A 25856-nucleotide genomic window follows, 5' to 3' on the forward strand; every position below is an offset into this window, starting at 1 on the left:
GGCGCGGCCGGGACGGAGAGGATGCCGGGGAGCCCCTGCGGCGGCCGTCACGGCCGGGCAGGGGCACCCCGGGGCGGAGGGTCAGCGCCGGGTCAGGTCGACGTCGGCCTCCGCGGCGATCGCCTTGATCAGCGCCGAGGCGTTCTCCCCGCCGAAGCCGGCGGCCATCGCCTCGTCGATGTAGTGGCGGGCCGTCGCGACGCCGGGGACGGGCGCACCGACGCTGTCCGCGTAGGCCTGGATCAGCCCCGCGTCCTTCTGCATCAGCGCGAGGGCGAAGGACGGCGAGTAGTCGCCGGCGACAGCCTGCTCGACCCACTGAGGGCGTCGCACTTCCCCGTTCGAGTCCGCGACGGCCGAGGACGCGGTCATCACGGACGCGGAGTTCGAGTCAGTTGCCGCGGATCTGATGAACATCCGCAGCACGATCGGGTACGTCTCGAGCAACCTCAACCAGCTCGCCCCTCGGTGGCGCCGGCGGGCGAGGGCTGATGCGCAGAAGTTGTGCGCGGGAAGAGGTGCTGAACCGCTCGTCGCCGCGTGAGGAGGGGGCGACGAGCGGTTCAGCGCTGGTCTTTCGGGTGTCGTTAGCGCACGACTCCGTCGATCTCGAAGCTGTCGAAGCTGCCGGCGAGGTACGGGTCGGGGAACTGCGACTTGCCGAGGAAGTTGCCGCTGGTGCGGCCTAGGTCCTTCGGAGCGAGCGGCATGGCGGTGTTCTGCCCGACCTGCACTCCGTTGGCGAAGATCGTTCCCGTCGTCGTGCCGTTCGTATTCGCCTTGAAGGTCACCTTGATGTCGGTCCACTGCCCAGCGGGCATCGTGAAGTTCGTCGAGATCCGTGTCTCCGCTCCATTACCGGAGGTCGTGAGGGCGAGCCCTAGCTTCCCGTCAGTCGACTTCGGCGTGAGGAACACGTACTTCTGGGTGCTGCTGCCGAAGTCGAACAGCCGGCTGAAGGTGGAGATCGAATCGACCTTCACCCTCATCGAGATGGTCAGGTCCTTCGAGCGTGACAGGATGTCCGACGGCAGCTGGGCGAAGGCCCCGTCGCTTCCGTTCAGCCGCAGCACGCTCGCCGTGCCGTCGGTGGAGGTTGCCGCCGTCCCCTTGAGCGCGAGCGCGTTGCCGTTGCCGGAGGCGTCGGGGACGGTGCCGTTCGACGATGAGTCGAAGGTGTAGGTCACCCAGTCGGCCGGGAGCGGCTGCAGGGCTTGAACGGTCACGGACACCGTGTCGGTGGTCGCAAGGACGCCGTCGCTTGCCCGGAGTGCGAACACGTAGCTGCCGGCGGTACTCACCGACGCAGACGTGCGGCGAGCAGTCGGCGACGCGAAGGTCGCGGTGGCACCGGCAGGAGCAGACTGCACGCTCCACTGCGTCGTCAGGGTTCCGTTCGGCGAGCCGAGTCCGTCGTCGGAGGCGGATCCGCTGAGCTGGATCGGATCGAGTCCGAGGGACAGCCCGGCCTGGTCGGGTCCGGCGTTGACGGTCGGCGCCGCATTCGCGCCCGGGGCGGTCGAGACCAGGTGGACGATGTACGTGCTGCCGGCGGGCGCATCGAACGGGACGCGGACCGGCGCGGGAAGCGTTCCCGCGAGAGAGGCGGGCCGGTAGACGTTGACGGTGCGCTGGCGCACGCCGTTCACGATGACCGCGTAGCTGCCCTGCGCGAGGCCGCTGACCTCCGCGATGCCGGAGTGTGCGGTGCCGGTGCGGTTGAGCATGTCCAGGCGCAGGTCGGCGCTGTTCGAGCCGACGATCGCCTGCGAGTAGGCGTCGTTCTCGAGGTCGACCGACAGCTGCTGGGTCACCAGGTTGAGGCGGCGCTGCAGGCCGTCCTTCGGGATGACGGTGGTGGAGTAGGCGTCCCGCGAGACGTCCGCTCCGTATCCGACGACTCCGAAGATCGGGTCATCGGTGACGACGTCGGCGCTGAGGGTCTGCAGGGTGCCCCACAGTCCGAGATCGCTCTCGCCGGTCATGCCCCGCCAGCCGTTGTTCAGCTTGACGTTCGCGCCTCCGCCGACCCCGAGGGTGCCGAGGTTGCCGCGCTCGGCCTGGTACGACCACGATGCGGCTCCGATGTTGGCCGGCGCGTTGCTGATCTGGCCGGAGTTGATGGTCGCGAGTCCTGCGACCTTGCCGGCGTAGTTCAGGCGCTGCAGCTCGGCGCGGCGCGCGGCGGTGATGGCCGTGGTTCCGGTCTCGAGTGCTGCGGTGTGGTTGATGTAGTCGTCCATCGTGTAGCCGGCGAGGGAGGCGCTGTACTGGAACTGCCACCAGTTCTCGCCCGTGATGGTGGTGGGGTCGGAGTACCAGTACCAGACGGGCATGCGTCCGCGGGCGGCCTCCGTCTTGGCGACGATGTCGCGCATGACGCGCAGGGCGTTCGTCTTGTCGTCGTTCACATTGAGCTTGGCGAGGGTGTAGACCGCCTCCTCCCCCGTGTTGTCGTAGCTGTACTCGGAGCCGTAGGGGTAGGCGTTGGAGGAGAAGTTGGCGTACTTGATCGCCATCTTCGCTTCGATGTCGTTGGCCTGCGTGTCCAGTCCCTCGGCGCGCAATGCGGCGATGAGATCGGGTGTCGAGAGCTCACCCATGAGTCCGGTCTCCCAGTTGTAGGCGACGGGTCCCTCGTAGAGCTCCTTGAAGATCCCGTAGGCCGTCGTCAGGTACCACTGAGCGGGGTGGGCGTAGGCGATCGCGGAGGGGTTCTGCTTGGCGATGTTGTACATGCCGAAGAACGTGTTGTAGACGTGCGGGTAGGCGTAGCCGCGGTAGCCGGGCGTGGTGTTCAGGCTGCCGGGCTTCCCCTGCTCCCAGAAGTCGTAGACGGTGTACTTCGGCGCGGCGCTGGGCGACGTGTTCCCCATCAGGTTCTCCCAGACGGCCTTCTGGAGGTAGTCGTCGAGGGCCTTGATCTGGGTGGCGTCGGGCAGGGCGACGAGCTTCTCCGCGAGGAACTGGCCGTGCGGGAGTCCCCAGTCGTCGCCGAGCCCGTAGTAGCCGGCGTACTCGTTGCGGCGGCCCTGAGGGGCGTTCGTCGTGGTGGCGAGGCTGCCGTCGGGGGCGTTCATCATCCAGTCGTCGAAGGTGTAGTTGCGGATGTCGCTCGCGGAGAGTCCGTCGGACGGCTTCCACTGGGTCTTCTCGACCATGAACTTCGCATGCGTGTCGAGGAGTCCCGCGACACTGTCGATCACGGAGAACTGGAGGACGGACTGCCGCGCGGCGCCGGTCTGGTCCGTGTACGAGACGGTGACGTCGTTGGCGCCCAGCTGCGTGCGGTCGAAGGTCATCCCGTAGATCCGGTAGTCGCCGTTGCTCCGGGAGAACGTCACGACGGGGTTCGTGGGCGCTGACCCCTTGAGGTCGTTGCGGTTGCGCGCGGTGACTGACGTGATGGTGCCCTTGATCCGGAACGCCATCTCTGCGCGCCGGTCGATGGGCACGATGAGTCCGGGGACGACCGTGGTGTCGAGCAGCCCTCGATCGAACATCGTCTGCTTGAGTGCTGCGTCGTCATCGACCTTGCCGATGCGATAGGTGTAGCTCTTCGTCGCGCCCGGCGCGATGGCGACACTGGTGGAGCTGAGGTAGCCGCGGTTGGTCTTCTGGATCGCGGTGGAGTGCGGGTAGTAGATGTTGAGGCCCTTGATGTTCGAGCTCTCGTTCGCCGAGTTCCAGGCCCAGGAGGTGTTGCCGACTTCCTCGGTGCGCCAGCGGTCCTGGTACTCGAAGCCGGAGCCGGATGCGGTGTCGGCGGTCATGGCGATGAACGGGCCCTGGCCGCTGGGACGCTCGAGAGTGACGTAGGAGCCGTTCTTACCCACGTAGGAGTGTGTGAGGACCCGGGTCTCGTAGATCGAGTCGCCCTGCCTCCATAGCTCGTTGCCGGGAACGGGGACACCCCAGTCGCCGATGACGAGCTGCGTGGCCGCGGTGTTCTTGACGTCCTGCTTCCAGACCAGGGAGCCGTCGGAGGCGAGAGAGTACGTCTCGGTGACGGTGAAGCCCTTCACGCCTTCCGCGTTGGTGGAGTTCTGGTGGGTGACCGTCACACTGCTCGACGTCGCCGAGACGGTGCGGCCGTCGGCCGACTGGGAGGTCCACGCGGTCTTCCAGGGGTTCGCGCCGACACCGGTGGTCGACACTGCTCCCGTGCCGTTCGCGTAGGAGAACATCAGGTTCCCGAACCACTGGCGGTACTTGCTGTTCGTCTCGCGGGCCTGCTCCGGAGCGCTGTCCGGGTTCATCAGGTATTCGGTGTCGTGTAGGTCGCCGACGATCTTGAGCGACTGCATCGACCCGTCCGCGGCGAAGCTCGCGCGGATCTTGTCGGAGGCGAGCGTGTAGGGGTAGCTGGTGGCGGCGTCGGCGGTCTGGCCGACCACCACCGATCCTGCTGCGGCGATGACGCCGATCGTGAGTGCCGCGAGCAGCCGAGAGGCTCTGCGTGAGAGGAGGGACATGTCCTGCCTTCTTCGTCGAAGTGCGGATGCGGTGACCGGCGGCCGCCGCAGAGGAGCGAGGATCCGCCCGGCGGTGGGAGCTCGCCCGGGAATCAGGAGTGGTTCACGGGAAGCCAGATGCGCATCGACACGGGACCTCGGGATCCCCACGACCGGTACGGGGTGAGCGCCACGGTCAACGGCCGTCGGTGCGGGGTTCGAGGGATTCTGGAGAAGGGCCATTCGTGCTCGTCGCGTTCGGCGACGCTGCCGGCGAGCGTCACACGCCCCTCTCGTGCGATCGGGACCGCTCCGGCGTCCAGGGCGATGTCGTCGACGTGGGCGCCGGCGGGGAGGTCGACGGACTCGAGGCAGAGGATGTCCGGTCCGTGCTGGACGGCGACGGTGCCGCGGGTGGCATCGATCCTCTCGTCGGGCTGCACGAGGACGGGTTCGAAGGGGAGGTCGAGTTCGATCCGGTCGCCGACGCGGAAACGCCGTTCGAAGTGGAGCGTGCCGTGGAACGGTCCGGTCGGCGTCTCGGCAGCATCCCCGTCGGCGGAGACGACGACGACGTCCGCGTTCGTCGCCCAGGTCGGGATCCGCAGCGTCAGAGTCCACGGCTCGACGGGTGTGCGCGTGATGGTCACGGCGACTCGCCCCCGCTCCGGCAGGTCGCTGGAGACCTCCATCGAGACGTCTCCCTGGAGGAGAGCGGCGGAGATCGTGGCGGACGCGTACTGGTGCAGCTGCACACCCTTCGCATCGGTGGTGGCGAGGTAGCCGGACAGCGAGGCGAAGGTGCGGGCGAGGTTGTTGGGGCAGCAGGCGACGTCGAACCACGCCGCCCGCTGACTGGAGTCCGCGCGCTTGGACTGCTCCTCCGGGGAGGACGCGACGCCCGGCTCGCGCCGGTGGAGGGTGTTCGCGTAGAAGAAGGAGCGGCCGTCCTCGGACACGGCGGTGGCGATGATGTTGTGCAGAGTGCGTTCGATCAGGTCCGCGTAGCGCGGGCGGCCGGTGGCGAGCAGCAACCTCCACGAGAGCATGATCGAGCCCACGCCGGCGCAGGTCTCGCAGTACGCGCGGTCGTTGGGTAGCTCGAAGTCGGCGCCGAACGCTTCGTCCTGGTGATGCGAGCCCATTCCACCGGTGATGTAGGTCCGGCGTGCGACTGTGGCCTCCCACTGCCGCTCGACGATCGCGAGCAGCTCGGCGTCATCAGTGTCCACGGCGACGTCGACCACCGCGGACGTGAGGTAGAGGGCGCGCACCGCGTGTCCGCGGAGGACCTTGGCCTCGCGGATCGGGACGTCGTCCTGGAAGTAGGCGCGACCGAACTCGACGTCTTCCAGGCTCTGGTGACCGCGGCGGTCCAAGAACACGCGGGCTTGCTCGAGGTAGCGCTCCTCCCCCGTGGCGCGGGCGAACTCCGTGAGCGCGACCTCGATCTCCGGATGTCCGCAGACCGTCTGGCGGCCGTCCGCCCCGAACTCCGAGCAGATGTGGTCGGCGAGACGGCGCGCGGCCTGCGTGAACCCGTCCTCACCGTGGGTGCGCAGTCGCGCGACCGCGGCCTGGAGGAGGTGTCCGGCGTTGTACAGCTCATGGCCCCACTCGAGGTCGCTGTAACGCTCAGCCTGACCGTGCCGGCCGAAGCGGGTGCCGAGATAGCCGTCGCTCTCCTGCGCACTGACGATGCGGGCGGTGAGAGCGCGGATGATCGATTCGGTCTCCGGGTCCTCACGTCCGGCGGTGTGCCAGCAGAGCCCTTCGAGGGTCTTGTAGACCTCGGAGTCGGCGAACTCGCGTCCGCGACGGCCTTCGGCGAGTCCGCCCCCGACGGCGAGCTCGAAATTGCGCAGCCATCCGGCGCGCTCCAGCCAGCCGAGGTTGTGCTCGAAGGTGGCGGTCGCGTTGACGGCGACCCGACGTCCCCAGAACCCCTCCGGGTCCAGCTGGACCCGGTCGATGGCGAGGGGTGTCAGGGTCCCGGCGGCCGGGTCAACGGGCAGGGCTGGGGAGAAGGTCATGACGGGATCTTTCACGAGTGGCGCGGGACGAGAGGAAGGACGACTGCTACTTGACGCTGCCGACGGCGAGGCCCTCACGCAGCAGCCGGAACGACAGCACGTAGACGGCCAGCAGCGGCAGCGAGGAGATGACCGCGAGAGCCATCAGCCCGGGCCAGTCGATCCCGTACCCCGACGTCTGCTGCGCGATGAGAGCGCTGATCGGGTAGTTGACCGGAGAGAGGAAGAGGTTGATCGCGAAGAGGAACTCGCCCCAGGCGACGAGGAAGATCAGCGAGCCGACCGTCGCCATGCCGTTTCGAACGATCGGGACGACGACGGCGAAGAAGGTGCGCAGCCGACCGGCCCCGTCGATGGAGGCGGCCTCTTCGATGGCGTCGGGCACCGCGGCGAAGAACGGTCGCAGCAGCAGCACGGCCCACGGCAGCAACATCGCCGTATCGGCGAGGACGAGACCGGCGGTGGTGTCCAGAAGACCGAGCCTGCTGAAGATCGCGAACAGAGGGATGATGCTCGCCGTCTGCGGCACCATCTGCAGGAAGATCAGCAGCCCGAGGACGAGACCGGCGACGACGCCGTCGACGCGGCGCAGCGCGTAGGCGAACGGGACGCCGAGCGCGAGCACCAGTGCAGTGGTCCCGAGGGCGATCTGCGCCGACTGGGCGAGCGCCGTCGCGAGGGCGGGGTTCGCGAGCGCCTCCGCATAGGCGTCGAAGGAGGGCGCCGAGAGGATCGCTCCGCCGACCACGTCGCCCTGGCGCTTGAGGGAGGTGAGCACGATCCAGACAAGGGGCAGCCCGTACAGGACGTAGAGCACCACGCGTACGGTGAAGGCGACCGGCTCCCGGGTGCGGGACGGTCGCGCGACGCGGGTCGCAGCGCCGCCTCGCAGGCGGGTCAGGGGGGCGGTGAGGGTGCTCATCAGGACTCGCTCCTGGTCGATCGGACGTAGACGACGGCGAGGACCGCCACGATGGCGAGGGCGATGATGCCCGTCGCGGAACCAAGTCCGTAGTCGTGCTGGACGAAGGCCTGGGAGTAGCTGAGGTAGGGCAGCGTGGACGTCGCGTCTCCGGGGCCGCCGGCGGTCATCACGTAGATGAAGTCGAAGCTGCGGAAGGCGTAGACGACGGTCAGGATCGCCAGGATGACGGCGGTCGGCCGCGCCGCGGGGATGAGGATGCTCCGGATCTCCTGCCAGCGGCTCGCGCCGTCGACCGAGGCCGCCTCGAGGATCTCGGGGTCGATGCCCAGCAGAGCCGACCGGAAGACCAGCGCATTGAAGGGGATGACGGCCCAGGCGTTCACGATCGCGACCGAGAGCAGCGCGAACCTCGCGTCGTAGAGGAAGGGGACGCCCTCCGCCGAGAGGCCGGTCGCCCGCACGAGCGTGTTGACCAGACCCTGATCGGCGAGGAGGAACTTCCAGATGCTGCCGTTCACCACGGGCGGCATGGCCCAGATGAACACCATCATCCCCAGGAGGAAGGCACTGCCCAGCCGGGAGGAACGGAGGGCGATCGCCGCTCCGAGTCCTCCGACGACCCCGACGACCGTGACCAGGACCACGAAGGCCCCGGTGCGCAGCGTGGCGCCGCCGAGGTCGGAGCCCTGGAGCAGCGCGAGGAAGTTCTGCACTCCGACGAACGGCCAGTCCCCGTTGAGGGTTCCGGAGCTGACCTCGCTGACGCTCATCCTCATCAGCAGGTAGATGGGGTAGAGCGACAGCGCCGCGAGCAGCACTCCTCCCGGTGCGGCGAAGCCCAATCGGCCGCCGCCGACACCGGATCGTCTCCGGGTCGTGGTCGAGGTGCTGCTCACGGTCGCTCCGTTCGTCGGTGGTGAGGGACTACTGCGCGAGCAGCGGGGTGAGGGTGGTCATCAGATCGCTCGAGAGCTGTTCGGGTGACCCGTTGCCCGCCACGGCGGCACTCCACGATTCACCGACCGTCTGCAGGACCTTCGCGACGTTCTCCGAGGGGATCGCGGGGTCGGGGGAGGTGTGACCGTTGTCCTGCAGGATCGTCGCGAACTGCGAGAGGACCGGATCGCTCCCGACCTTCTCGTCCGCGGCGGCGTCCGCTCGCGACGGAATGGATCCGAATGCGTCGAGCAGCGTCAGCTGGCCCTTCTTCGAGAAGAACTCCTGCTCGAGGTACTCCTGCGCGAGCTCCTTGTTCTTGGAGAACGCGCCGACGTTCTGCACCTCGCCGCCGAGATACACGGAGCCCTTGTCGCCGACCGGGATCGGGACGACGCCGTACTCGAAGGATGCGTCCTTCTTCGCGGAGGCGATCTGCCAGTTGCCGTTCACCGCGAAGGCCGTGTTGCCGGCCTCGAACTGCTGGAAGGGGACCGTCTGGTCCCAGGTCGCCGCTTCCTTGGTGAGGTACCCCTTCGCGGTCCAGTCCTGGACCATCCCGAAGGCGTCCTCGAGGGGCTCCTGCTCGGGGGTCGTGTAGTCCCAGCCTGCCCGCGAGAGCCACGGGAACGCCTGCCACTCGCCCTCGGAGTTCGCCTTGCCGGTCAGGGTGATCCCGTCCTTGCCGGCTGCCTTCGCGAGGGCCAGGTCGGCCTCGAGCTCGTCGAAGGTGGTCGGGGGCTGCACGCCCAGCTCGGTGAGGATGTCCTGGTTGTACCAGAGGCCGATCAGGTTCACGAAGCCCTGCACGCCCATGACGTCGTCGCCGACCTTCTGCACGACGGCGTCGGGGAACTGCCCGGCGTCGGCGTACTGGTCCCACCACTCGTTCATCGGCTCGATGGCCTTCGCCTCGGTGAGGGTGAAGGTATCGGCGGCGTTGTAGACGACCACATCGGGGCCGGTGCCCGTTCCCGCGGCCTGCACGAGCTTGTTCGTCAGCTGGTCGAACGGAACGTAGACGTTCTCGACCGCGACCCCCTCGTGCGTCGATTCGAAGTCCGACGCGAGCTCCTCGAGTCCGGCGGTCTGGCCGTCGACGGAGTAGTAGTGCCAGACGGTCAAGGTGTCGCCGCCGTTCCCGGCCGAGGCGCCTCCCGCGGACGACGGCGTGCAGCCGCTGAGAAGAAGGGCCGCAGTCGCGGCTGTGACCGCTGCGACGATGCTGATCCGGGTGCTGTGACGCCTCACGACGTGCCTCGCTTTCACTGTCTTCATTGACTCGGCCACCTGGTGCCAGGCATTTCATCGATGAAATCGAGGACCGCTGTCGGCGATAGTAGAGCCGCCGGGCCGCCTCCGTCAATATCCGCGATTCACCCGGTCATATCGCGGTGCGCTGGTCGAGGCGTGCATACTGTGCGCACCAGTTCATCGATGAAACGGAACGGCCATGACCTCGCACCCCGTCCACCGAGCGCACGGCATCGTGCACCCCGCCTTCACGGTCGGGACGATCGATTCGCGGCTCTTCGGATCGTTCGTGGAGCACCTGGGCCGAGGCGTCTACGGCGGCTTGCTCGATCCTTCGCACGAGAGCGCCGACGCCGACGGATTCCGCACCGACGTCCTCGCGCTCGTCGAGGAGCTCGGAGTCACGACCGTCCGCTACCCGGGCGGCAACTTCGTCTCGGCGTACGACTGGCGCGACGGCATCGGTCCGGTCGAGAATCGTCCCGTCCGGCTCGATCCGGCCTGGCACACCGTCGAGCCGAATCGCTTCGGGATCGACGAGTTCGTCCGCTGGTGCCGGGCGGCGCGCGTCGAGCCGATGATGGCGCTGAATCTCGGGACCGACGGAATCCGCTCGGCCCTGCACCTGCTGGAGTACGCGAACCACCCCGGCGGCACGACGCTCTCGGACGAGCGGCGCGCGAACGGCGCCGACGAGGCGCACGACATCCGGCTCTGGTGTATCGGCAACGAGATGGACGGGCCGTGGCAGATCGGCCATCTCAGCGCCGGCGAGTACGGGCGTCTCGCCGCCCGCACCGCCGCCGCCATGCGCGCACTCGACCCCGACCTCGAACTGATCGTCTGCGGCAGCTCGAACGACCGGATGGCCACCTTCGGAGCCTGGGAGCAGGAGGTGCTGCTGCACACGGTCGAGCACGTCGACTTCGTCTCGTGCCACCAGTACTTCCGCTACGACGGCGACCTCTCCGCGTTCCTCGCCTCCGGCGTCGCCATGGACCGCTTCATCACCGCCATCGCCGACACGATCGGACAGGTCCGAGCACAGAGGCGATCAGAGCGTCCGATCGCCATCTCCTTCGACGAGTGGAACGTGTGGGACTTCGTCGCACACGATGAACGAGTCGCCGGAGGGCTCGAATGGGAGGAGGCGCCCCGACTCCTCGAGGACCGCTACACGGCAGCGGACGCCGTCGTCGTGGGCGACATGCTCATCAGCATGATCAACAGAGCCGACATCGTCCGGGCAGCGAGCATGGCTCAGCTGGTGAACGTCATCGGTCCGATCATGACCGAGCCGGACGGCCCCGCCTGGCGGCAGAGCACCTTCTGGCCGTTCGCCCAGGCACGGCGCTCCGCCGGCGCCACCGCGCTCCGGACCGTCGTCGAGGCGGACAGCACGGGAGCGGGCGATGACTCCGCTCCCGTCCTCGCCTTCGCCGCAGCGGCGCACGCCGACGGCTCGCTCGACCTGATGATCGTCAACCGCGCGACCGACGGCGTCACGGACACCACGGTCGACCTCACGTCGTTCCCCACCCTCACGGTGACAGAGGCACTGATCCTCCGACACGAGGACCCCTTCGCGACGAACTCGGCGGAGCTCCCCGACACCGTCACTCCGCGGCCCCTCGCCGTAGCGCTGACCGACGGCGTCCTCTCGCTCCGGATCCCCGCCATCGCCTGGGTGACCGTGCGCCTCTCGCCGACCGTCGACCGTCGACCTGGGATGATCGGGGAACGCTCATGGGAGGGATGATGCCGATGCCGCGATCGCGAACCCGCCCGGTGACCATGGCCGATGTCGGCGCTGCTGCAGGCGTCACCGCTCGCACGGTCTCCAACGTGCTCAGCGGCAACGCCAACGTCAGACCCGAGACCCGCGATCTCGTCCTCAAGGCAGTCCGCGATCTCGGATACCAACTCAACGTCTCCGCGCGCGGACTGCGCACCGGCCAGACCGGGCTCATCACCCTCGCGATCCCGGATCTCGCGATCGAGTACTTCGGCCAGCTCGCGACGGTCATCATGTCGGAGGCCGAGCGGCACAGCTGGACCGTGATCATCCAGCAGACCGGAGCGCGCCGAGACGCCGAGATCGCCGTCCTCTCCGGCTCCAGCCGCCAGCTGTCGGACGGACTGATCTTCCAGCCCCACGCACTCGGCCCCGGAGACGAGAAAGTACTCGTCGGGGACCGCCCACTCGTTCTCCTGGGCGACAGGATCTTCGACGGCCCGGTCGATCACGTGACCATGGCGAACACAGCCGCCGCGGCCACCGCCACGCAGTACCTGATCGACCGCCAACACCGGCGCATCGCCGCGATCGGCAGCAACCCCGCCGGCGGATCCGTCAGCGCCGCAGCACTCCGCTTGGACGGATACCGCGGTGCCCTCGAGGCGAACGCGATCCCGTTCGACCCCGCCCTCGTCGCGGTCGCCACCGAGTGGCACCACGCCGACGGCGCCGTCGCGATGACGCAGCTGCTCGACTCCCGCGTCCCTCTGGACGCCGTCTTCTGCTTCAACGACACCCTGGCCTTCGGGGCACTGCACGCACTGCACGTTCGCGGCATCCGCGTACCGGAGGACATCGCCGTCGTCGGCTTCGACAACGTCACCGCCGCCGCCTACGCGATACCCGCCCTCACCACGATCGATCCCGGCAGCCGCCAGATCGCCAAGACGGCCGTCGACCTCCTCGCTCAGCGCATCCGGAACGGCCCTCCGGCGCACCCGAGCGAGATCGTCGTCGAGCACTCGCTCATCTCCCGCCGCAGCGCGTAGCACAAGCACATTCGTCAGCGACGAGCCGGTCCGCGCCCGAGAACACGTCTGGCTTTGATCGCTGCGACCTTCTCCTTCGTGCCCTCGTACCAGGGAACGGTGCGCAGCAGCGCGGCGCGGGAGCCAGTAGAGAGCATCACGGCGCGGCCGCGGGGCATCGCTCCGAGCTCGTCCACGGTCAGGATCCGTTCGCGCTTCAAGGCGGTCGAGGTCGAGCGGACGCCCTTGTTATAGCTGGCGGAGGTCGTTTCGCGGTCGTAGTCACCGACGAGCTCGGAGACGTTCTGCAGGAAGTCGTTCTCCTTGACGCTGCCGAGGTAGAGGAACGCGTTCGATGCGCTCCACAGCTTCAACATGCCCTCCTTGCCCCGTGCCGCTCATCCAGGCGTCGATCCTCCCGCCCGACGGCAGGCGCGCCTAGCCGCGAAGCCCGCGTCTCTGCGGGACGGAGGCGCCGTCGTTCCCGCGGCGGGACGGCGCTCGTCACTCCTGTGGTGGAAGCGCGCCCGTCACTCCTGCGCGCAAGTCACTCCTGCTCAGCCGCCGCGAGGGCGCGGTCGAGCCAGTCCGCGAGCAGCAGGCGCTCCGCGGGCGTGAGACCAACGAGCTCCGGTGCGAGGGCCCGGACGCCGACGAGGGCGGTGAGCCGCCCGCCGTCGCCGGGGGAGGGCGGGTCGGCGAGGATCCCCGCGAGCACGCTGTCGAGCGCGGCGTCGGCGAGACCGGGGTCGCGGTCGGCGGCGGGGGTGGAGAGCAGGGTGGTGACCACGCCGGTGCCCGCCGCCTGGATGAGGCCGACGGCGCGCTCCTCCGGCACGCGGAGGCGGCCCTCGGCGGCCACTCGCTGCACGCGCGCGGCGAGGACCCGCCGCCCGGAGAGGGCGGCCGGTGATCCGGAGGCGCGACCCGGATCGCTGAGGAGGCGGAAGAGCGCGGGGTTGGCCAGGCCGAACTCCACCTGCGCGGCCCAGCCCGAGCGCAGGTCCTCGACCGGGTCGACGCCGCCGGCGACGGCCGCCTCGACCGTCCGCGCCTTGGAGTCGACCCAGGTGGCCAGCACGTGCTCCGCGACCGCCTCGAGCAGGCCGTCCTTGTCGCCGAAGAGGCGGTAGATCGCCGGGGCCTGCAGCCCGGCCGCCTGGGCGACCGCTCGCGTCGTGACGGCGGCGGGGCCGTCGTCGCGGAGGAGGCCGGCGGCTGCCTCGACGATGCGCAGGCGCGTGTCGGTCGGAGGGGTGGGACTGGTCACGTATCGACGGTAGCGCACTGTTGCTATCAGTGAAATTCCGTGGTTATCTTCCTCGTGGTATCGCTGATACCCCTCATCGGAAGGCTCTCCCCATGATCATCGTGACCGGTGCCACCGGCGCTCTGAACGGCGCCACCGTCGACCACCTCCTCGACACCGTCCCCGCCTCCGGGATCGCCGTCGTCGCCCGCGACGCCTCGAAGGCCGCCCGCTTCGCGGAGCGCGGAGTGGAGGTGCGCGTCGGCGACTACGCCGACCCCGCCTCCCTCCCGGCCGCCTTCGACGGAGCGGATCAGCTGCTCCTCGTCTCCTCGAGCGACCCGCGGGCCGACGCCGTCGCCCTGCACCGCACCGCCGTCGAGGCGGCCGTCGCGGCCGGAGTCGGACGGGTCCTCTACACGAGCCACCAGGGCGCCGCCGCCGACACCCCCTTCGGCCCGGGCCGGGACCACGCGGCGACCGATCGCCTGCTCGCCGAGTCCGGACTCGCCTGGACGTCGCTCCGCAACGGCTTCTACGCGCACAGCCTGGGTCTGTTCCTCGGACCGTGGCGGGAGACCGGCGTGATCGAGGTCCCCTCGGACGGTCGCGTCTCGTGGACGGCCCGCGAGGACGAGTCGGAGGCGGCCGCCCGGCTCCTCCTCTCGGGGAGCCCGCAGGACGGGCCGATCATGCTGACCGCGACGGAGGCTCCGACGTTCGAGGAGATCGCCGGGATCGCGGCCGAGGTCGGCGGGCGGCCCGTCGAGCTGCGCGTCCTCGGCGACGACGAGTGGGTCGCCGCGCGCGTCGCGGCGGGTCAGTCCGAGTTCCTCGTGCGCTTCACCCTCGGGATGCACCGGGCGGCCGAGCGCGGCTTCTTCGCGGGCACCGGCCCCGAGCTCGGGCGCCTCCTCGGACGCGAGCCGCGCAGCGTCCGCGACCTGCTCGAAGCCGGGCAGGCAGCCGTCGCCGGATGACGCCGGGCGGGCCGCCCCGGGCCCGCCCGCGTGACGAGGCGCCGCGCCGTCCGTCGAAGCGCGGCCGAGGCGGCGGCGTCTCGGCGTCAGGGCGGTTTCCCGGCTCCCCCCCGCACGACGACGGGAGCCCGCCGCACCGGTGAGGTGCGACGGGCTCCCGAGGAGTGCCGTGCGTCAGCCGCAGCTGCGCGCGCTGTAGGGCGCGGTGGCCGTGGCCGTGACGGTCTTGCCGCCGACCGTGGCCGTGCCGGTGACCGTCGCCTCGCCCGCGGCGAGCTGCGTCGAGCGCACCGTGAACGCGGCGGAGCCGGAGGCGCCCGGCTTCACGCCGGCGATCGTCTTCACGCCCTCCGGGGTGCTGATCGAGACGTCCATCGGCACCGTGTCTCCGTTCTTGCCGACGACCGTCAGCACGACCTTGCCGGCGACGCAGCGCGACGTGGCGGTCGCGCTCAACTTCAGCGAGGACTGTACGGTGACCGTGACCTGCACCGGCATGCGCGACGCGTCCTGCGCGACGCCCGAGACCGTGAAGGTCCCGGCCGTGGCGTAGGCGGCGGGCGCGACGGCGTCCCAGGCCACGTCGACCGTGCTGGTGCTGCCGGCGGCGGTCGTGATCGTGGCGCGGGGCAGGACCGGCGCGGTGCCGACCGTGGTCGTCGCGGTCAGCGGAGCGACCGAGGCGACGGCCAGGCCGGGGGCGTAGCCCTCGAGCACCTTCTGGTACTCGGAGCGCGTCACCGGGATGACCGTGCCGTGGCGCGGCTTGCCGCCGTCGGCGTTCTGCGGCAGGCCCGTGCGGAGCTTCGCTCCGAGCGGCTGCCAGGAGTCGCCGTTCGCGAGGTCGTCGGTGCCGAACGGGATGTAGTGGTTCGGCCCGTCGTGGTAGTTCGGCTGGTCGATGAAGAGGAACCAGTCGAGGCCGTTCACGTCGCCCTCGTTGGCGGGGAAGACGTTGGGGCCCTCACCGCTGGTGAAGGTCTTCCCGGGCTCGCCGTTGGGCAGGCCCGAGGCCACCTTCTCCTTGACCAGCGACCACTCGTCCGCCGGTCCACCGGTGCCGGGCAGCGAGCCCGAGACGGTGGCCAGCAGGTCGGTGCTCTTCTCCTCGCGGAGGGTCATCGACGCCTCGTCCTTGGTGAAGCGGTAGTAGGTGTCGCCGTCCTTCGCGACCGTCGAGTCGATGGTGCCCTTGCCGGCGCCGCGCTTGACGTCGATCCACGGCTTCGCCTCCGAGAAGGAGGTGAAGTCCTCGGTCGTCGCGTACATCATCTGGTTGTAGGTGACGGAGGCGCGGTCGGCCGTGTTCGTGGTCGGGTACATGTTCGAGGCCCAGAACACGACGTAGGTCTGGAGCTCGTCGTCCCAGTACGCCTCGGGGGCCCAGGTGTTGCCGGCGAAGTCGGTGGAGACCTTGACGTGGCGCTGAGCGGACCAGTTCACCAGGTCGGTCGACTCCCAGACCTCGATGTACTTCGAGCCCGACTTCTGCGCGGTGTCGAAGCCGCCGGGGAGCCCGTCGATCTTCAGGTCGGTGGCGAGCATGAAGAACTTGTCGCCCTCGTGCGAGCGGATGATGAACGGGTCGCGCAGGCCCATCGTCCCCAGGTTCGAGGTGAAGACCGGCTTGCCGCCGTTCAGCGTGTTCCAGCTCAGCGCGTCGTTGCCCTTCGAGGCGGCGAGGCTGATGCGCTCGGCGCCGTCGCCCTCTCCGGTGAAGAACGCCCAGACGTACGCCTCGGTGTCGTCGGTGCCGGCGGGGAGCGGCTGCACCCGGAGGGTGAAGTCGCGGGTCCGGGTGGTGGATCCGCTGGTCGCGGTCGCGCGGACGACCACGTCGATCGCGGGGCTCCCGGTCGCGGGGCGGTCGACGTCGATGGTGCGGGTGCCGGCGGCGCTGCCGTCGCGGACGGTCGCTCCGCTCGGGCTGACGACGCTCCAGGCGATGCTCGAGCCGAGCGTGCCGGTGGTGGGCACCGAGACGTTCGTCCGGATGTCGCCAACGTTCGGGATGGCGATCGCGGCGAGGTCGCGCTGGACCTTCGTCGCGTCGTCCAGCTGCGCGGCGACGCGCACCGTGTAGTCGACCGAGCGGGTCTCGGTGCCGACCCTGTAGGTGGCGGTGAGGGTGGCGGTGGCGTCCGGCTGTCCCGCGGCGGGGCGAGTGACGGTCGCGGTGCCGCCGGTGATCGCGACGGCCGCGCTGTTCGACGTCCAGGTGATGCCGACGCCGCTGGCGGTGGTGGGCACCGTGAAGCCGGCGGTCGCCTCCGTGGGCACCGTGACCGACGCGACGGCGCGGTCGAGGGCCTGCGAGGAGTAGAGCGCCTGCACGGAGCTGCTGCTGAGGGCGCTGTCGTAGACGGCGAAGTCGTCCATCTCGCCGTTCCAGCCCGGGTCGTTGTAGGTCGAGCGCGCGATGTACGCGACGAGCGACGGGCCGAACGAGGAGACGTCGCGGGCGATCGTGCTCTGCGAGATCTGCGCGCCGTTGACGTACACGGTGAGCTTGCCGGTCGAGCCGTCGATGACGGTCGTGTAGAGCGAGAGGCCCGAGGGGGTGCGCGCGCCGACGGTCGGGGTGCCCGTCGCTCCGGCTCCGACCTCGGTGTTGTAGGGAGCGCCCGCGTTGACCGAGTTGGTGACGACCGACTTGGTGTAGCCGGAGAGGTTGCTCGGGTTGAGCAGCCAGTAGCCGGAGGAGAACGAGGCGCCGGAGGCGACGGGCGCTCCGACGAACGCGGCGGCGACGTTGCCGGTCCCGCCCTTGTGGGCGAGCCAGGTCGAGAAGGTCAGGTCCTTCTTGCCGACGAGGCCGGCGGTGGGGATCTCGAGGTAGGGGGCGGCCGCGGCGGATCCGCCGGGGAGGCTGATGAGCCCGTTGCGGAACTGGGCCCCGGAGCCGCGCAGCGTCGCGCTGTAGCCGTTGCCGCTGGTGTCGGCGACCGTGGTGCCGGTGGGGGCGGTGTCGAACGTGTAGTGGAGGAGCGGGGTCTCGGTGGCTCCGAAGGCGGAGCTGGGGACCGTGGCGCCGAGCAGCGCCGTGGCGGCGACGGTCGCGACCGCCAGAGCGGTCCTCACCGCCGATCGTGATCGTCTCATGCAGATAGGCCCTCGTGATCGGGTGCGGCGTCGAGGCACGATCCGCAGGGCCGCGGAGGTGTGCGTCTTCGCACGGGATGTGAAAGTGAACATCCTAGATCGCGGTACCGGATCCTGACCAGACCCCGGGAGAGGTCTGCGGGCTCGTGCAGAACGCCCGCCGAGAGCGCGATCCCTCGCCCGCCGACGCACAGGCCCTCCTCTCCGCCGACGTTCTGCAGGAGCCGGCCGGGTGGCACGATGTCCGCATGGCCTCCGACCGCCCCGTCCTGCTCGTCGTCGACGTCGCCGACGGCGGCCGCGAGGATCCCGAGTTCGAGATCGAGCTGCAGCTGCTGACCGCGAGCGTCGTCTCGGCCGCCACCGCCGCGGGCTTCGTGGTCGACCGCGTCCCGGCCGAGCAGGCCGGCGCCGCCGAGCTCGAGCGCCGGCTCGCCGCCGCCGACGCCGTCGTGGTCACAGGGGGCGAGGACGTCGACCCGTCCCTCTACGGCGGCCGGCCCGACGACCCGCACCGCGGCCAGTCCTTCCCCGCCGCCGACCGCGCGCAGATCGCGCTCGTCCGCCGTGCCGTCGAGACGCGGACCCCGCTGGTCGGGATCTGCCGCGGGATGCAGCTGGTCAACGTCGCTCTCGGCGGCGACCTCGTGCAGCACCTGCCCGGCGCCGGTCACGTCGGCCGGTCGGTCCCCGGCGAGCACCTGTCCGGGATGGTTGACCACCGCGTGGCGCTCGAGCCGGGCAGCGCCCTCGCTCGCATCCTCGGCGCCGCCGAGCTCGACGTCCGCAGCTCCCACCACCAGGCCGTCGACCGTCCCGGCGAGGGCCTCGTCGTGGTCGGCCGCGCCGACGACGGCACCGTCGAGGCCCTCGAGCACGAGTCCGCGCCGCTCTGGTGCGTGCAGTGGCACCCGGAGGACGCGGGCTCGCGCGGCACCGTGCTCACGGACCTGCTCGAGGCGGCGCTCGCGGCGACCGCTACTTGATCGACCCGCGCATCACTCCGCTGACCACCCAGCGCTGCGCGAAGAGGTACACGATCAGCAGCGGCGCCATCGCCATCAGGTAGGACGCGAAGGCGACGGTGTAGTTCGTGTTGAACTGCCCCTGGAAGACGTACTCGGCCAGCGGCAGGGTGCGGGCGGACGGGTCCGAGAGCACCACGAGCGGCAGGATGAAGTCGTTCCACGCCCACACGCAGGTCAGGATCCCGACGGTCGCGTTCATCGGGCCGAGCAGCGGGAAGATCACCTGCCAGTAGGTCCGCCAGGTCGAGGCGCCGTCGGTGCGCGCCGCCTCCTCGAGCTCGATGGGGATCGAGCGGATGAAGGCGGTGTAGATGAACGTGTTGATCGAGAGCCCGAACACGGCGTAGAGCAGGATCAGCCCGGCCTGGTTGTCCAGGCCCAGCAGGGCCGTCTCCTTCACCACCGGCAGCATGATGATCGGGAACGGCACGAAGACCGCGGCGAGCAGGTAGAAGTAGACGCCCTTGAAGAACGGCCTGTGCATGTTCCGGGCGACCGCGTAGGCGACCATCGAGTTCGAGAACAGCGTCAGCACGACGGCTCCGACCGTGATCAGCGCGGTGTTCACGAAGGCCTGGGGGAAGCGGGTCGCCGTCCACGCCTCGGCGAAGTTGCCCCACGAGATCGAGGTCGGAAGCTCGAACCCGGTGCCGCCGAGCTGGTCGGGCGTCTTCAGCGCGGTCACGACGGCGAAGTAGAGCGGCAGGAGGATCGTCAGCGAGCAGACCGCGATGAGCGCGGTCGCCCACCAGTTGATCCGGTATGTGTCGCGGGAGGGCCGGCGCCGCCCCTCGGGCTCGCCGAGGGCGATCGCGGTCGTGGGGGTGATGGTCGATGTCATCAGAACGACGCCTCTCTGCGGCTGAGGACTCGGAACTGGATCAGCGAGACCACGATGATGATGAGGAAGTAGAGGACGGCGTTGGCCGTCTGATAGGCGTACTCGCCGCCCTGGAAGCCGCCGCGGTAGATCAGCAGAGTGATCGACTCCGTCGAGGTGCCGGGACCGCCGTTGGTGAGGGCGATGATGTGGTCGAACACCTGGAGGAAGTTCTTCATCGAGATGACCATGTTGATCGTGAAGAAGGAGGCGATCAGCGGGAACGTGATCGAGGTGAACTGCCGCCACCTCCCCGCTCCGTCGAGCGAGGTCGCCTCGTAGAGCTCGCCCGGGATGGTCTGGAGTCCGGCGAGGTAGATGATGATCGAGAAGGCCGAGGCCTGCCAGACCGCCAGCACCACGATCGCCACCCACGCCCAGTCGGCGTTCGCGAGGATGTTCTCGCCGATCACCGGGATCGCGCCGAGGATCTGCGGCAGCGAGTTCGCGAAGAGGTACTGGAACACGTAGCCGATGACCAGGGTCGAGAGCACATAGGGGATGAAGTAGATCCCGCGGAACGCCGTCTGGAACCTGATCCGCGCGTTGAGGGCGACGGCGATGGCGAGCGAGATCACGTTCACCAGCACGGTCGCCACGATCGCGAAGCCGAAGGTGAACCCGTAGGCCTTCCAGACGCGGTCGTCCTGGAGGAGCGCGAGGTAGTTCGAGGCGCCGATCAGATCCCACGAGCCGTAGCCCGCGTAGTCCGTGAAGCTGAAGAAGATTCCGGTGAGGACCGGGACCGTGTGGAGCACGAAGAAGAGCAGGACGGCGGGGACCGTCATCCAGTAGAAGGTCTTCGAGGTGCGGCCGATGGTGCGCTTGCGGCGCGCGGGCGGCGGAGGAGTGGTCGCCACCGCCTGCGCGGCGGCCGTCGTGGTCGTGGTCATGGGGTCACTTCCTGGTCGTGCGTGCCGCGACTTTGCGCCACTCACTGTCGAGGGTCCGGAGCGCCGCGTCGGCGTCCCCGCTGGCGAGGAACGCCTGGAGCGTAGGGTTGAGCGGGATGCTCGCGGGGATCTGGTGGTCGACGAAGCCGATCAGCCGTCCCTGCTCGAAGTAGGGCTGCAGCTCGGCCAGCGTGGGGTCCGAGTTGGGTGCGGCGCCGACCAGCGGCGAGAAGGCGGCCTGGCTCGCGACGTACGGCTCGACGACTCCGGGGGTCAGCAGGAAGTCGACGAAGCGGCGGGCCGCGTCGAGCTTCGGAGTGCCGCGGCCGATGGCGACGGCCACGTCGACGCCCGAGGTGACCCGCGTGTCCGCCGGGTCGTCGAGCACCGGGTAGGGGAAGACGCCGAGATCGATGTCGGGGTTGTTCGTGCGCACCGGGTTGATCGCCCAGATGCCCTGCGGGTACATGGCCGCCTCGCCCGCGGCGAAGGCCTGGTTGCCGTCGTCGTAGCCGCGGCCGAACGAGCCCTCCTGCGTGTACGAGAAGAGCTGCCCGAGCCGCTCCATCGTCGTCGCGTAGTCCTTCGAGAACGAGACGGGGGAGTCGGGGCCGAGCGCCGCTCCCTCCTCGCGCATCGCGTCGAAGAAGCCGTCCGGCTGCAGCTGCCCGCCGAGTGCGTTGAAGGCGGGGGCGCCGGTCCAGTTGTCGAGCAGGGCGCCGTAGAAGGGAGTGATCCCGGCGGCGGTGAGCGTCTCGCAGACGGCGATCAGCTCGTCCCAGGTGGTCGGCACCTCGATCCCGTTCTCGGCGAAGATCGTGCGGTTGTAGAGGATCCCATCCGCGTTGTTCGCGAAGGCGAGCGCGTTCACCTCCTTCCCCTCGAAGCTGCCGAGGGCGGCGAGGATGTCGAGGGCCGCCGGGTTCACCCGCTCGACGAGCTCGTCGCCGGTGAAGTCGTGGAACACGCCGGCCTTCGCGAGGTCGGCGTAGTAGCCGCTGCCGTTCAGGGTCAGCACGTCCGGCACCTTGTCCTTGACGAGCAGGGTGCGGATGGCCGTGTCGGGGTCGGGCACGTTGTTGGCGATGACCCGGATGTCCGGGTTGGCCGCCTCGAACTCGCGGATGATCCGCGCGAAGTCCTCCACCGCCTCCGCCTTGAACTGGAAGAAGTCGAGCGTGGTCACTCCGTCGCCGGCGCCGGGGGAGGCGCAGGAGGCGAGGGCCGCGGCGGACACCGCGGCGAGCGGCACCGAGAGGAACAGCCGCCGGGAGAACCCGGGGGGATGCGGATGAGCGGACATGCGGCGCCTCCTTGCGCGTGGGGACAGGTCTCAGGGCGCGCTCGACCGCGGAGGGCGGTGCGAGAGCAGGTGCGGCGGCGGGGGAGCGGGTCGGCTCCGGCGCCGGGAGGGCGGGTCAGAGGGCGGTGAGCACGAGCACGACGAGCTGCTCCGGATCGAGGACGGGGGCCTGGAGCCCGACGGTGCCCAGCACGCGGCCGCGGAGCGCGGTCCCGTGCTCGGCCCAGCCGAGCGGCGACTGCCCGGGGCCGCCGAGCGGCGACGTGACCGGGGCGAGCGCCACGGAGTAGGTGCGCTCCGGGTCCAGGCCCGGGAGCGTGATCCGGCCGGGCGGGTAGGTCTCGCCGGTGCGGAGCTGGGCGAAGGTGAAGAGGGCGGCGGAGCGGTCGGCGGCGACGACTCCGGAGAGCGAGGCGGCGTCGTCGGCGAGGTCGGCGCGCACGACCGTCCCGGTGTGCAGCAGCGCCCGGTGCTCGCGGTGGAAGGCGACCCAGGCGGTCAGCTCCTCCTCGACGGCGGGGGCGAGATCCGAGACGTCCCACTCGATGCCGAGGTGGCCGGGCAGCGCGGTGCCGGCGCGGAAGGCGAGCGAGTGGGTGCGCTGCGTCGAGTGCGACCGCGGCCCTCCGATGTGCTGCCCCATCAGCTCGGGCGGCACCACCAGCTGGGTGAAGGGCTGGATGGTCTGCCGCTCGAGCGGGTCGATGCAGTCGCTCGTCCAGATGCGGTCGGTGCGGGCGAGGATCCCGAGGTCGACGCGGGCGCCCCCGGAGGCGCACGACTCGATCTCGACGCCGGGATGCCGGGAGCGCAGCTCGTCGAGCAGGCGGTAGAGCGCGAGCACGTTCTCGTGGACGGCGGAGCGGCCGGTGGCGGGCGAGACCGCCTCGATCACGTCGCGGTTGTGGTCCCACTTGAGGTACGCGATCGGGTACTCGGTCAGCAGCGCGTCGAGGGCGCCGAGCACGTGCTCGAACGCGCCGCGCTGCGAGAGGTCGAGGACCTGCTGCTGCCGCCCCGAGGCCGGGAGATGGCCGGCCGGGCCGAGGATCCACTCCGGGTGCGCGCGGGCCAGATCGGAGTCGGGGCTGATCATCTCGGGCTCCACCCAGAGGCCGAACTGCATGCCCAGGCCGGTGACGACGTCCGTCAGCGGAGTGAGGCCCTCCGGCCAGACCGAAGGGTCGACGGTCCAGTCGCCGAGCGCCGCGGTGTCGTCGCGGCGGCCGAGGAACCAGCCGTCGTCGAGCACGAAGCGCTCGACCCCGATCCGCGCGGCCCGCTCGGCCAGGGCGGTGAGGCGAGCGAGGTCGTGGTCGAAGTAGACGGCCTCCCAGGTGTTGAGGGTGACGGGCCGCGGAGCGACGGGGTGCTGCGGGCGGGCGCGGAGCGACGCGTGGAACCGGGCCTGCAGAGCGCTGAGCCCGTCGCCCCAGGAGCCGTAGGCGACCGGGGTCTCGTAGCTCTCGCCCTGCGCGAGCTCGATCTCGGCGGGCCGCAGCAGCTCGCCGGCCGCGAGGAGCGAGACGCCCTCGACGGTGCGCTCGGCGCGGAGCGAGGTGTCGCCGCTCCAGCCGAGGTGGACGCCGTGCACGAGCCCGCGCTCCCAGCCGAAGCCGGGCGTGCCCGCGGCGAGGAGGAGGGTCGCGTCGGCGCCGGGGCGGCCGCGGCGGGTGCGGCGGGTGTGCTCGCCGATGGTCAGCGGGCGGCGCTGCGGGTGGCGCTCGCGGAGGTGGTGCCCGGTGGTGTCGAGGATCTCGCGCGCGGTCGCGGGGAGCGGGAAGCCGAGCTCGAAGCGCTCGAGGCGGAACGGGCGGGCGTCGAGGTTCTCGACCCGGGCGCGCTGGGTGAGCAGGCCGGCCGCGTCGACCTCGAGGTCCACGGTCAGGCGCACGCCCGCGCCGGTGGCGACGGTCCGGAGGGCGGAGCCGAGCGCCTCGATGCTCTCGACCTCGAACCGCTCCGACGCGGCCGCGCGCTCGTGGGTGCCCTCGAAGGTGGGGGCGTGCTGCCAGCCGTCGGCCTCGACGGCGACGAGGCCGAACGGCGCGAAGGCGTCGAGCCCGCCCGAGACGCGCTGGGGGAGGGCGGCGTCTGCCAGGGCGGATAGTTCGGCGGCGGAAAGATCTCCGAGCGCGGCGCCCCAGTGCGCGATAGTGGGGAAGGTGACGAGGCGGGCGTCGACGACGACGCTGGTGCCCCCGTCCTGCAAGTGGAAGAGGCGCGATTCCCGGCCGGAGAGGGTCACGGAGTCGTTCGTGGGGGCGATGCTGCGGTGCATGGCTTATTTCTAGAGCAGAAGTAATAGGGGTGTCAAGAGCGGCAGGAGTGGCCGGATCCGTTCCTGGTTCGGCGCAGTGCCGGTAGCTTTCTACCAGGCCGGAAAGAAGGAGCCCCGTGACCGACACCATCGTCGCCGAGGACGCCTCCGGGAGCTCCTCCGAGCTCCTGGCGCGCGAGGTCCTGATCCACGGTCCCGTCTCGCGGGCCGAGCTCGGCCGCCGCCTCGGCCTCTCGCCCGCCAGCCTGACCCGGCTCGCGCGCCCGTTCCTCGACGGCGGCCTGGTCGTCGAGGGCCCCGAGCAGAGCACCGGAGTCGGCCGCCCCGCCCGACCGCTCGACATCCGCGCCGACGCGCTGAGCTTCGCGGGCGTGAAGATCACCGGCACCGAGGTCCTCGCCGTCCGCACCGACCTGCGCGCGCGGACCGAGCGGGAGCTGGTCCGCCCGCTGCCGGGCACGGAGCCCGCCGACGTGATCGCCGCGATCGTCTCGGTCGTCGACGAGCTCGGCGGCCCCTCCGCCTTCGCCGGCCTGGGCGTGACGCTCGGCGGGAGCATCGCCGCCGACGGCCGGGTGAGCCGCGCGCCGTTCCTCGGCTGGCGCGACGTCGACCTCGCCGCTCCGCTCTCCGCCGCCCTCGGGCTGCCGGTCGCCCTCGAGAACGACGTGGTCGCGCTCACGGGCGCCGAGCACTGGTTCGGGCGCGGCCGCGGCATCCCGCACTTCGCGGTGCTCACGGTCGGCGCGGGCGTCGGCTACGGACTGGTGGTGCACGACCGGGTGGTCGCGCCCCCGGAGGCGGGGCTCGGCCTGGGCGGCCACTACCCGCTGGATCCCACCGGCCCCGTCTGCGAGGTCGGCCACCGCGGCTGCTCGACCGCGATGCTCAGCCTGCCCTCGCTCCTCCGCCAGCTCTTCGTCGCCACCGGCCGCGAGCTGACCCTGGCCGAGGGCTTCGCCGCCGCTCGCGCGGGCGACCCCGGTGCCGAGCGCATCCTCGCCGACTCCGGCAACGCGCTCGGGACGATGATCGCCGCGATCGGCAACCTCTCGATGTCCGGCACGGTGATCCTGGCCGGGGAGGGTGTCGCCCTCTACTCGGAGCAGGCCGCGGTGGTGGACGCCGCGATCGCGGCCACGCGCGACCCGGACGCTCCGCCCCTGGCGCTGCTCGTCGACGACGGCGGGCTCGTGGAGTGGGCGCGCGGCGCGGCGGCCGTCGCGATCCAGCGGCTGCTGCCGCGGATCGCGCTCGGGACGCTGGGGTAGCGGGGCTCTGCGGCGCGCGGGCGCTCGGGGTGCCGGGTCTCGGCGCCCAGTGTGCCGTCGGCACGCTCGCCCGGCGGGTCTCAGCGCCGCGCGGAGACTCGGGATGTCGGCTCGGCGGGTGTCCGCTCCGGGCGGGTGCTGGGACGCCGGCCTCGCGGGCTAGGCGCCGAGCGCCGAGCCGGGCAGGTCGCGCTGCAGGCCGTCGACGATCCGGCCGAACGCCGCGATCGCCTGGTCGTCGCCCAGACGGCCGGAGTCGACTCCTCCGGCGATGCGCAGGACCTCGGCCCGGCGCTCCGCCCGCTCCACCGCGTCGAGCCCGGAGGCCCCGATCGCTGCGGATGCGCGCACTCGCGCGACGATCGTGCCGACGTGCCATCTGCCGCGTGCCATCTGTCTCCTCCTGAAATCCCCGCCTCTCTTCGGAGCGGACGCACACCCGAATGGGTGCGCGTCCCCCGTCCTCACCCCCGTCGCTCCGGCGATGCGTCACGAACGGTC

19 protein-coding genes are annotated in these 25856 nt (G+C 70.5%); 5 read left to right on the forward strand and 14 right to left on the reverse strand.

Annotation, left to right across the window (positions count from 1 at the left end):
* Positions 1–81: 81 nt before the first annotated feature.
* The 6 genes from C5C29_RS08965 to C5C29_RS08990 all read right to left on the reverse strand — a co-directional run bounded on the left by C5C29_RS08965 (position 82) and on the right by C5C29_RS08990 (position 9599).
* Positions 82–453 (reverse strand): NAD-binding protein, encoded by a 372-nt coding sequence (locus tag C5C29_RS08965; RefSeq protein WP_146083478.1) that lies wholly within the window; start codon positions 451–453, stop codon positions 82–84.
* Positions 454–587: 134 nt separating this feature from the next.
* Positions 588–4475 carry a DUF5695 domain-containing protein gene (locus tag C5C29_RS08970; protein WP_104308284.1) on the reverse strand — a complete coding sequence of 1296 codons (3888 nt, stop codon included), beginning with the start codon at positions 4473–4475 and terminating at the stop codon, positions 588–590.
* A gap of 92 nt (positions 4476–4567) precedes the next feature.
* Complete coding sequence (locus tag C5C29_RS08975; protein WP_104308285.1) at positions 4568–6487, reverse strand: glycoside hydrolase family 127 protein; 1920 nt, start codon at positions 6485–6487, stop codon at positions 4568–4570.
* 46 nt (positions 6488–6533) lie between these two features.
* Positions 6534–7409, reverse strand: a complete 876-nt coding sequence (locus tag C5C29_RS08980) for a carbohydrate ABC transporter permease (protein WP_104224039.1) — start codon at positions 7407–7409, stop codon at positions 6534–6536.
* Positions 7409–8308, reverse strand: coding sequence for a carbohydrate ABC transporter permease (locus tag C5C29_RS08985; RefSeq protein WP_104247247.1), 900 nt, complete (start codon positions 8306–8308; stop codon positions 7409–7411). The genes C5C29_RS08980 and C5C29_RS08985 overlap by 1 nt, the downstream gene beginning before the upstream one ends.
* A 28-nt stretch (positions 8309–8336) precedes the next feature.
* Complete coding sequence (locus C5C29_RS08990; protein WP_181128807.1) at positions 8337–9599, reverse strand: extracellular solute-binding protein; 1263 nt, start codon at positions 9597–9599, stop codon at positions 8337–8339.
* A gap of 202 nt (positions 9600–9801) precedes the next feature.
* Here C5C29_RS08990 and C5C29_RS08995 point away from each other — a divergent pair, with 202 nt between their 5' ends.
* Entirely contained in the window at positions 9802–11361 is a 1560-nt protein-coding gene (locus tag C5C29_RS08995; protein ID WP_104225868.1) for an alpha-N-arabinofuranosidase, read from the forward strand.
* A gap of 5 nt (positions 11362–11366) precedes the next feature.
* Entirely contained in the window at positions 11367–12389 is a 1023-nt protein-coding gene (locus C5C29_RS09000; RefSeq protein WP_104257515.1) for a LacI family DNA-binding transcriptional regulator, read from the forward strand.
* A 14-nt stretch (positions 12390–12403) separates the two neighbouring features.
* Here C5C29_RS09000 and C5C29_RS09005 read toward each other — a convergent pair whose 3' ends face one another.
* Both C5C29_RS09005 and C5C29_RS09010 read right to left on the reverse strand, forming a co-directional pair.
* Positions 12404–12745 carry a TraM recognition domain-containing protein gene (locus C5C29_RS09005; protein WP_104287999.1) on the reverse strand — a complete coding sequence of 114 codons (342 nt, stop codon included), beginning with the start codon at positions 12743–12745 and terminating at the stop codon, positions 12404–12406.
* Between the two features lie 170 nt (positions 12746–12915).
* On the reverse strand, positions 12916–13638 hold the full coding sequence (locus C5C29_RS09010; RefSeq protein WP_104308316.1) for a TetR/AcrR family transcriptional regulator: 723 nt from the start codon (positions 13636–13638) through the stop codon (positions 12916–12918).
* 92 nt (positions 13639–13730) lie between these two features.
* Here C5C29_RS09010 and C5C29_RS09015 point away from each other — a divergent pair, with 92 nt between their 5' ends.
* Positions 13731–14597, forward strand: coding sequence for an NAD(P)H-binding protein (locus C5C29_RS09015; protein ID WP_104308287.1), 867 nt, complete (start codon positions 13731–13733; stop codon positions 14595–14597).
* Positions 14598–14771: 174 nt separating this feature from the next.
* Here the strand turns inward: C5C29_RS09015 and C5C29_RS09025 are convergent, their stop codons facing one another.
* Positions 14772–17678, reverse strand: coding sequence for an immunoglobulin-like domain-containing protein (locus C5C29_RS09025; protein ID WP_181128809.1), 2907 nt, complete (start codon positions 17676–17678; stop codon positions 14772–14774).
* A 269-nt stretch (positions 17679–17947) separates the two neighbouring features.
* On the opposite strand from C5C29_RS09025, the gene C5C29_RS09030 reads away from it, so the two are divergent.
* Positions 17948–18685, forward strand: a complete 738-nt coding sequence (locus C5C29_RS09030; RefSeq protein ID WP_104255231.1) for a gamma-glutamyl-gamma-aminobutyrate hydrolase family protein — start codon at positions 17948–17950, stop codon at positions 18683–18685.
* Here C5C29_RS09030 and C5C29_RS09035 read toward each other — a convergent pair.
* From C5C29_RS09035 to C5C29_RS09050, 4 genes are all read right to left on the reverse strand, one after another.
* Entirely contained in the window at positions 18678–19568 is an 891-nt protein-coding gene (locus C5C29_RS09035; RefSeq protein WP_347877594.1) for a carbohydrate ABC transporter permease, read from the reverse strand. The two genes, C5C29_RS09030 and C5C29_RS09035, sit on opposite strands and share 8 nt — an antisense overlap.
* Entirely contained in the window at positions 19568–20500 is a 933-nt protein-coding gene (locus tag C5C29_RS09040) for a carbohydrate ABC transporter permease (protein WP_104269769.1), read from the reverse strand. Before C5C29_RS09040 ends, C5C29_RS09035 begins: the two co-directional genes overlap by 1 nt.
* Positions 20501–20504: 4 nt before the next feature.
* Positions 20505–21803 (reverse strand): ABC transporter substrate-binding protein, encoded by a 1299-nt coding sequence (locus tag C5C29_RS09045; RefSeq protein ID WP_104308289.1) that lies wholly within the window; start codon positions 21801–21803, stop codon positions 20505–20507.
* 115 nt (positions 21804–21918) lie between these two features.
* Entirely contained in the window at positions 21919–24084 is a 2166-nt protein-coding gene (locus C5C29_RS09050) for an alpha-galactosidase (protein ID WP_104308290.1), read from the reverse strand.
* 116 nt (positions 24085–24200) lie between these two features.
* On the opposite strand from C5C29_RS09050, the gene C5C29_RS09055 reads away from it, so the two are divergent.
* Positions 24201–25355 carry an ROK family transcriptional regulator gene (locus C5C29_RS09055; protein ID WP_104308291.1) on the forward strand — a complete coding sequence of 385 codons (1155 nt, stop codon included), beginning with the start codon at positions 24201–24203 and terminating at the stop codon, positions 25353–25355.
* Between the two features lie 159 nt (positions 25356–25514).
* Here C5C29_RS09055 and C5C29_RS09060 read toward each other — a convergent pair whose 3' ends face one another.
* The gene (locus C5C29_RS09060; RefSeq protein ID WP_104227466.1) at positions 25515–25748 is read right to left on the reverse strand and encodes a hypothetical protein; all 234 of its coding nucleotides are present in this window, start codon (positions 25746–25748) and stop codon (positions 25515–25517) included.
* Between the last annotated feature and the right edge of the window lie 108 nt (positions 25749–25856).

It is taken from the genome of Rathayibacter sp. AY1H2, from assembly GCF_002931985.1.
In the GTDB taxonomy this organism is placed as follows: domain Bacteria; phylum Actinomycetota; class Actinomycetes; order Actinomycetales; family Microbacteriaceae; genus Rathayibacter.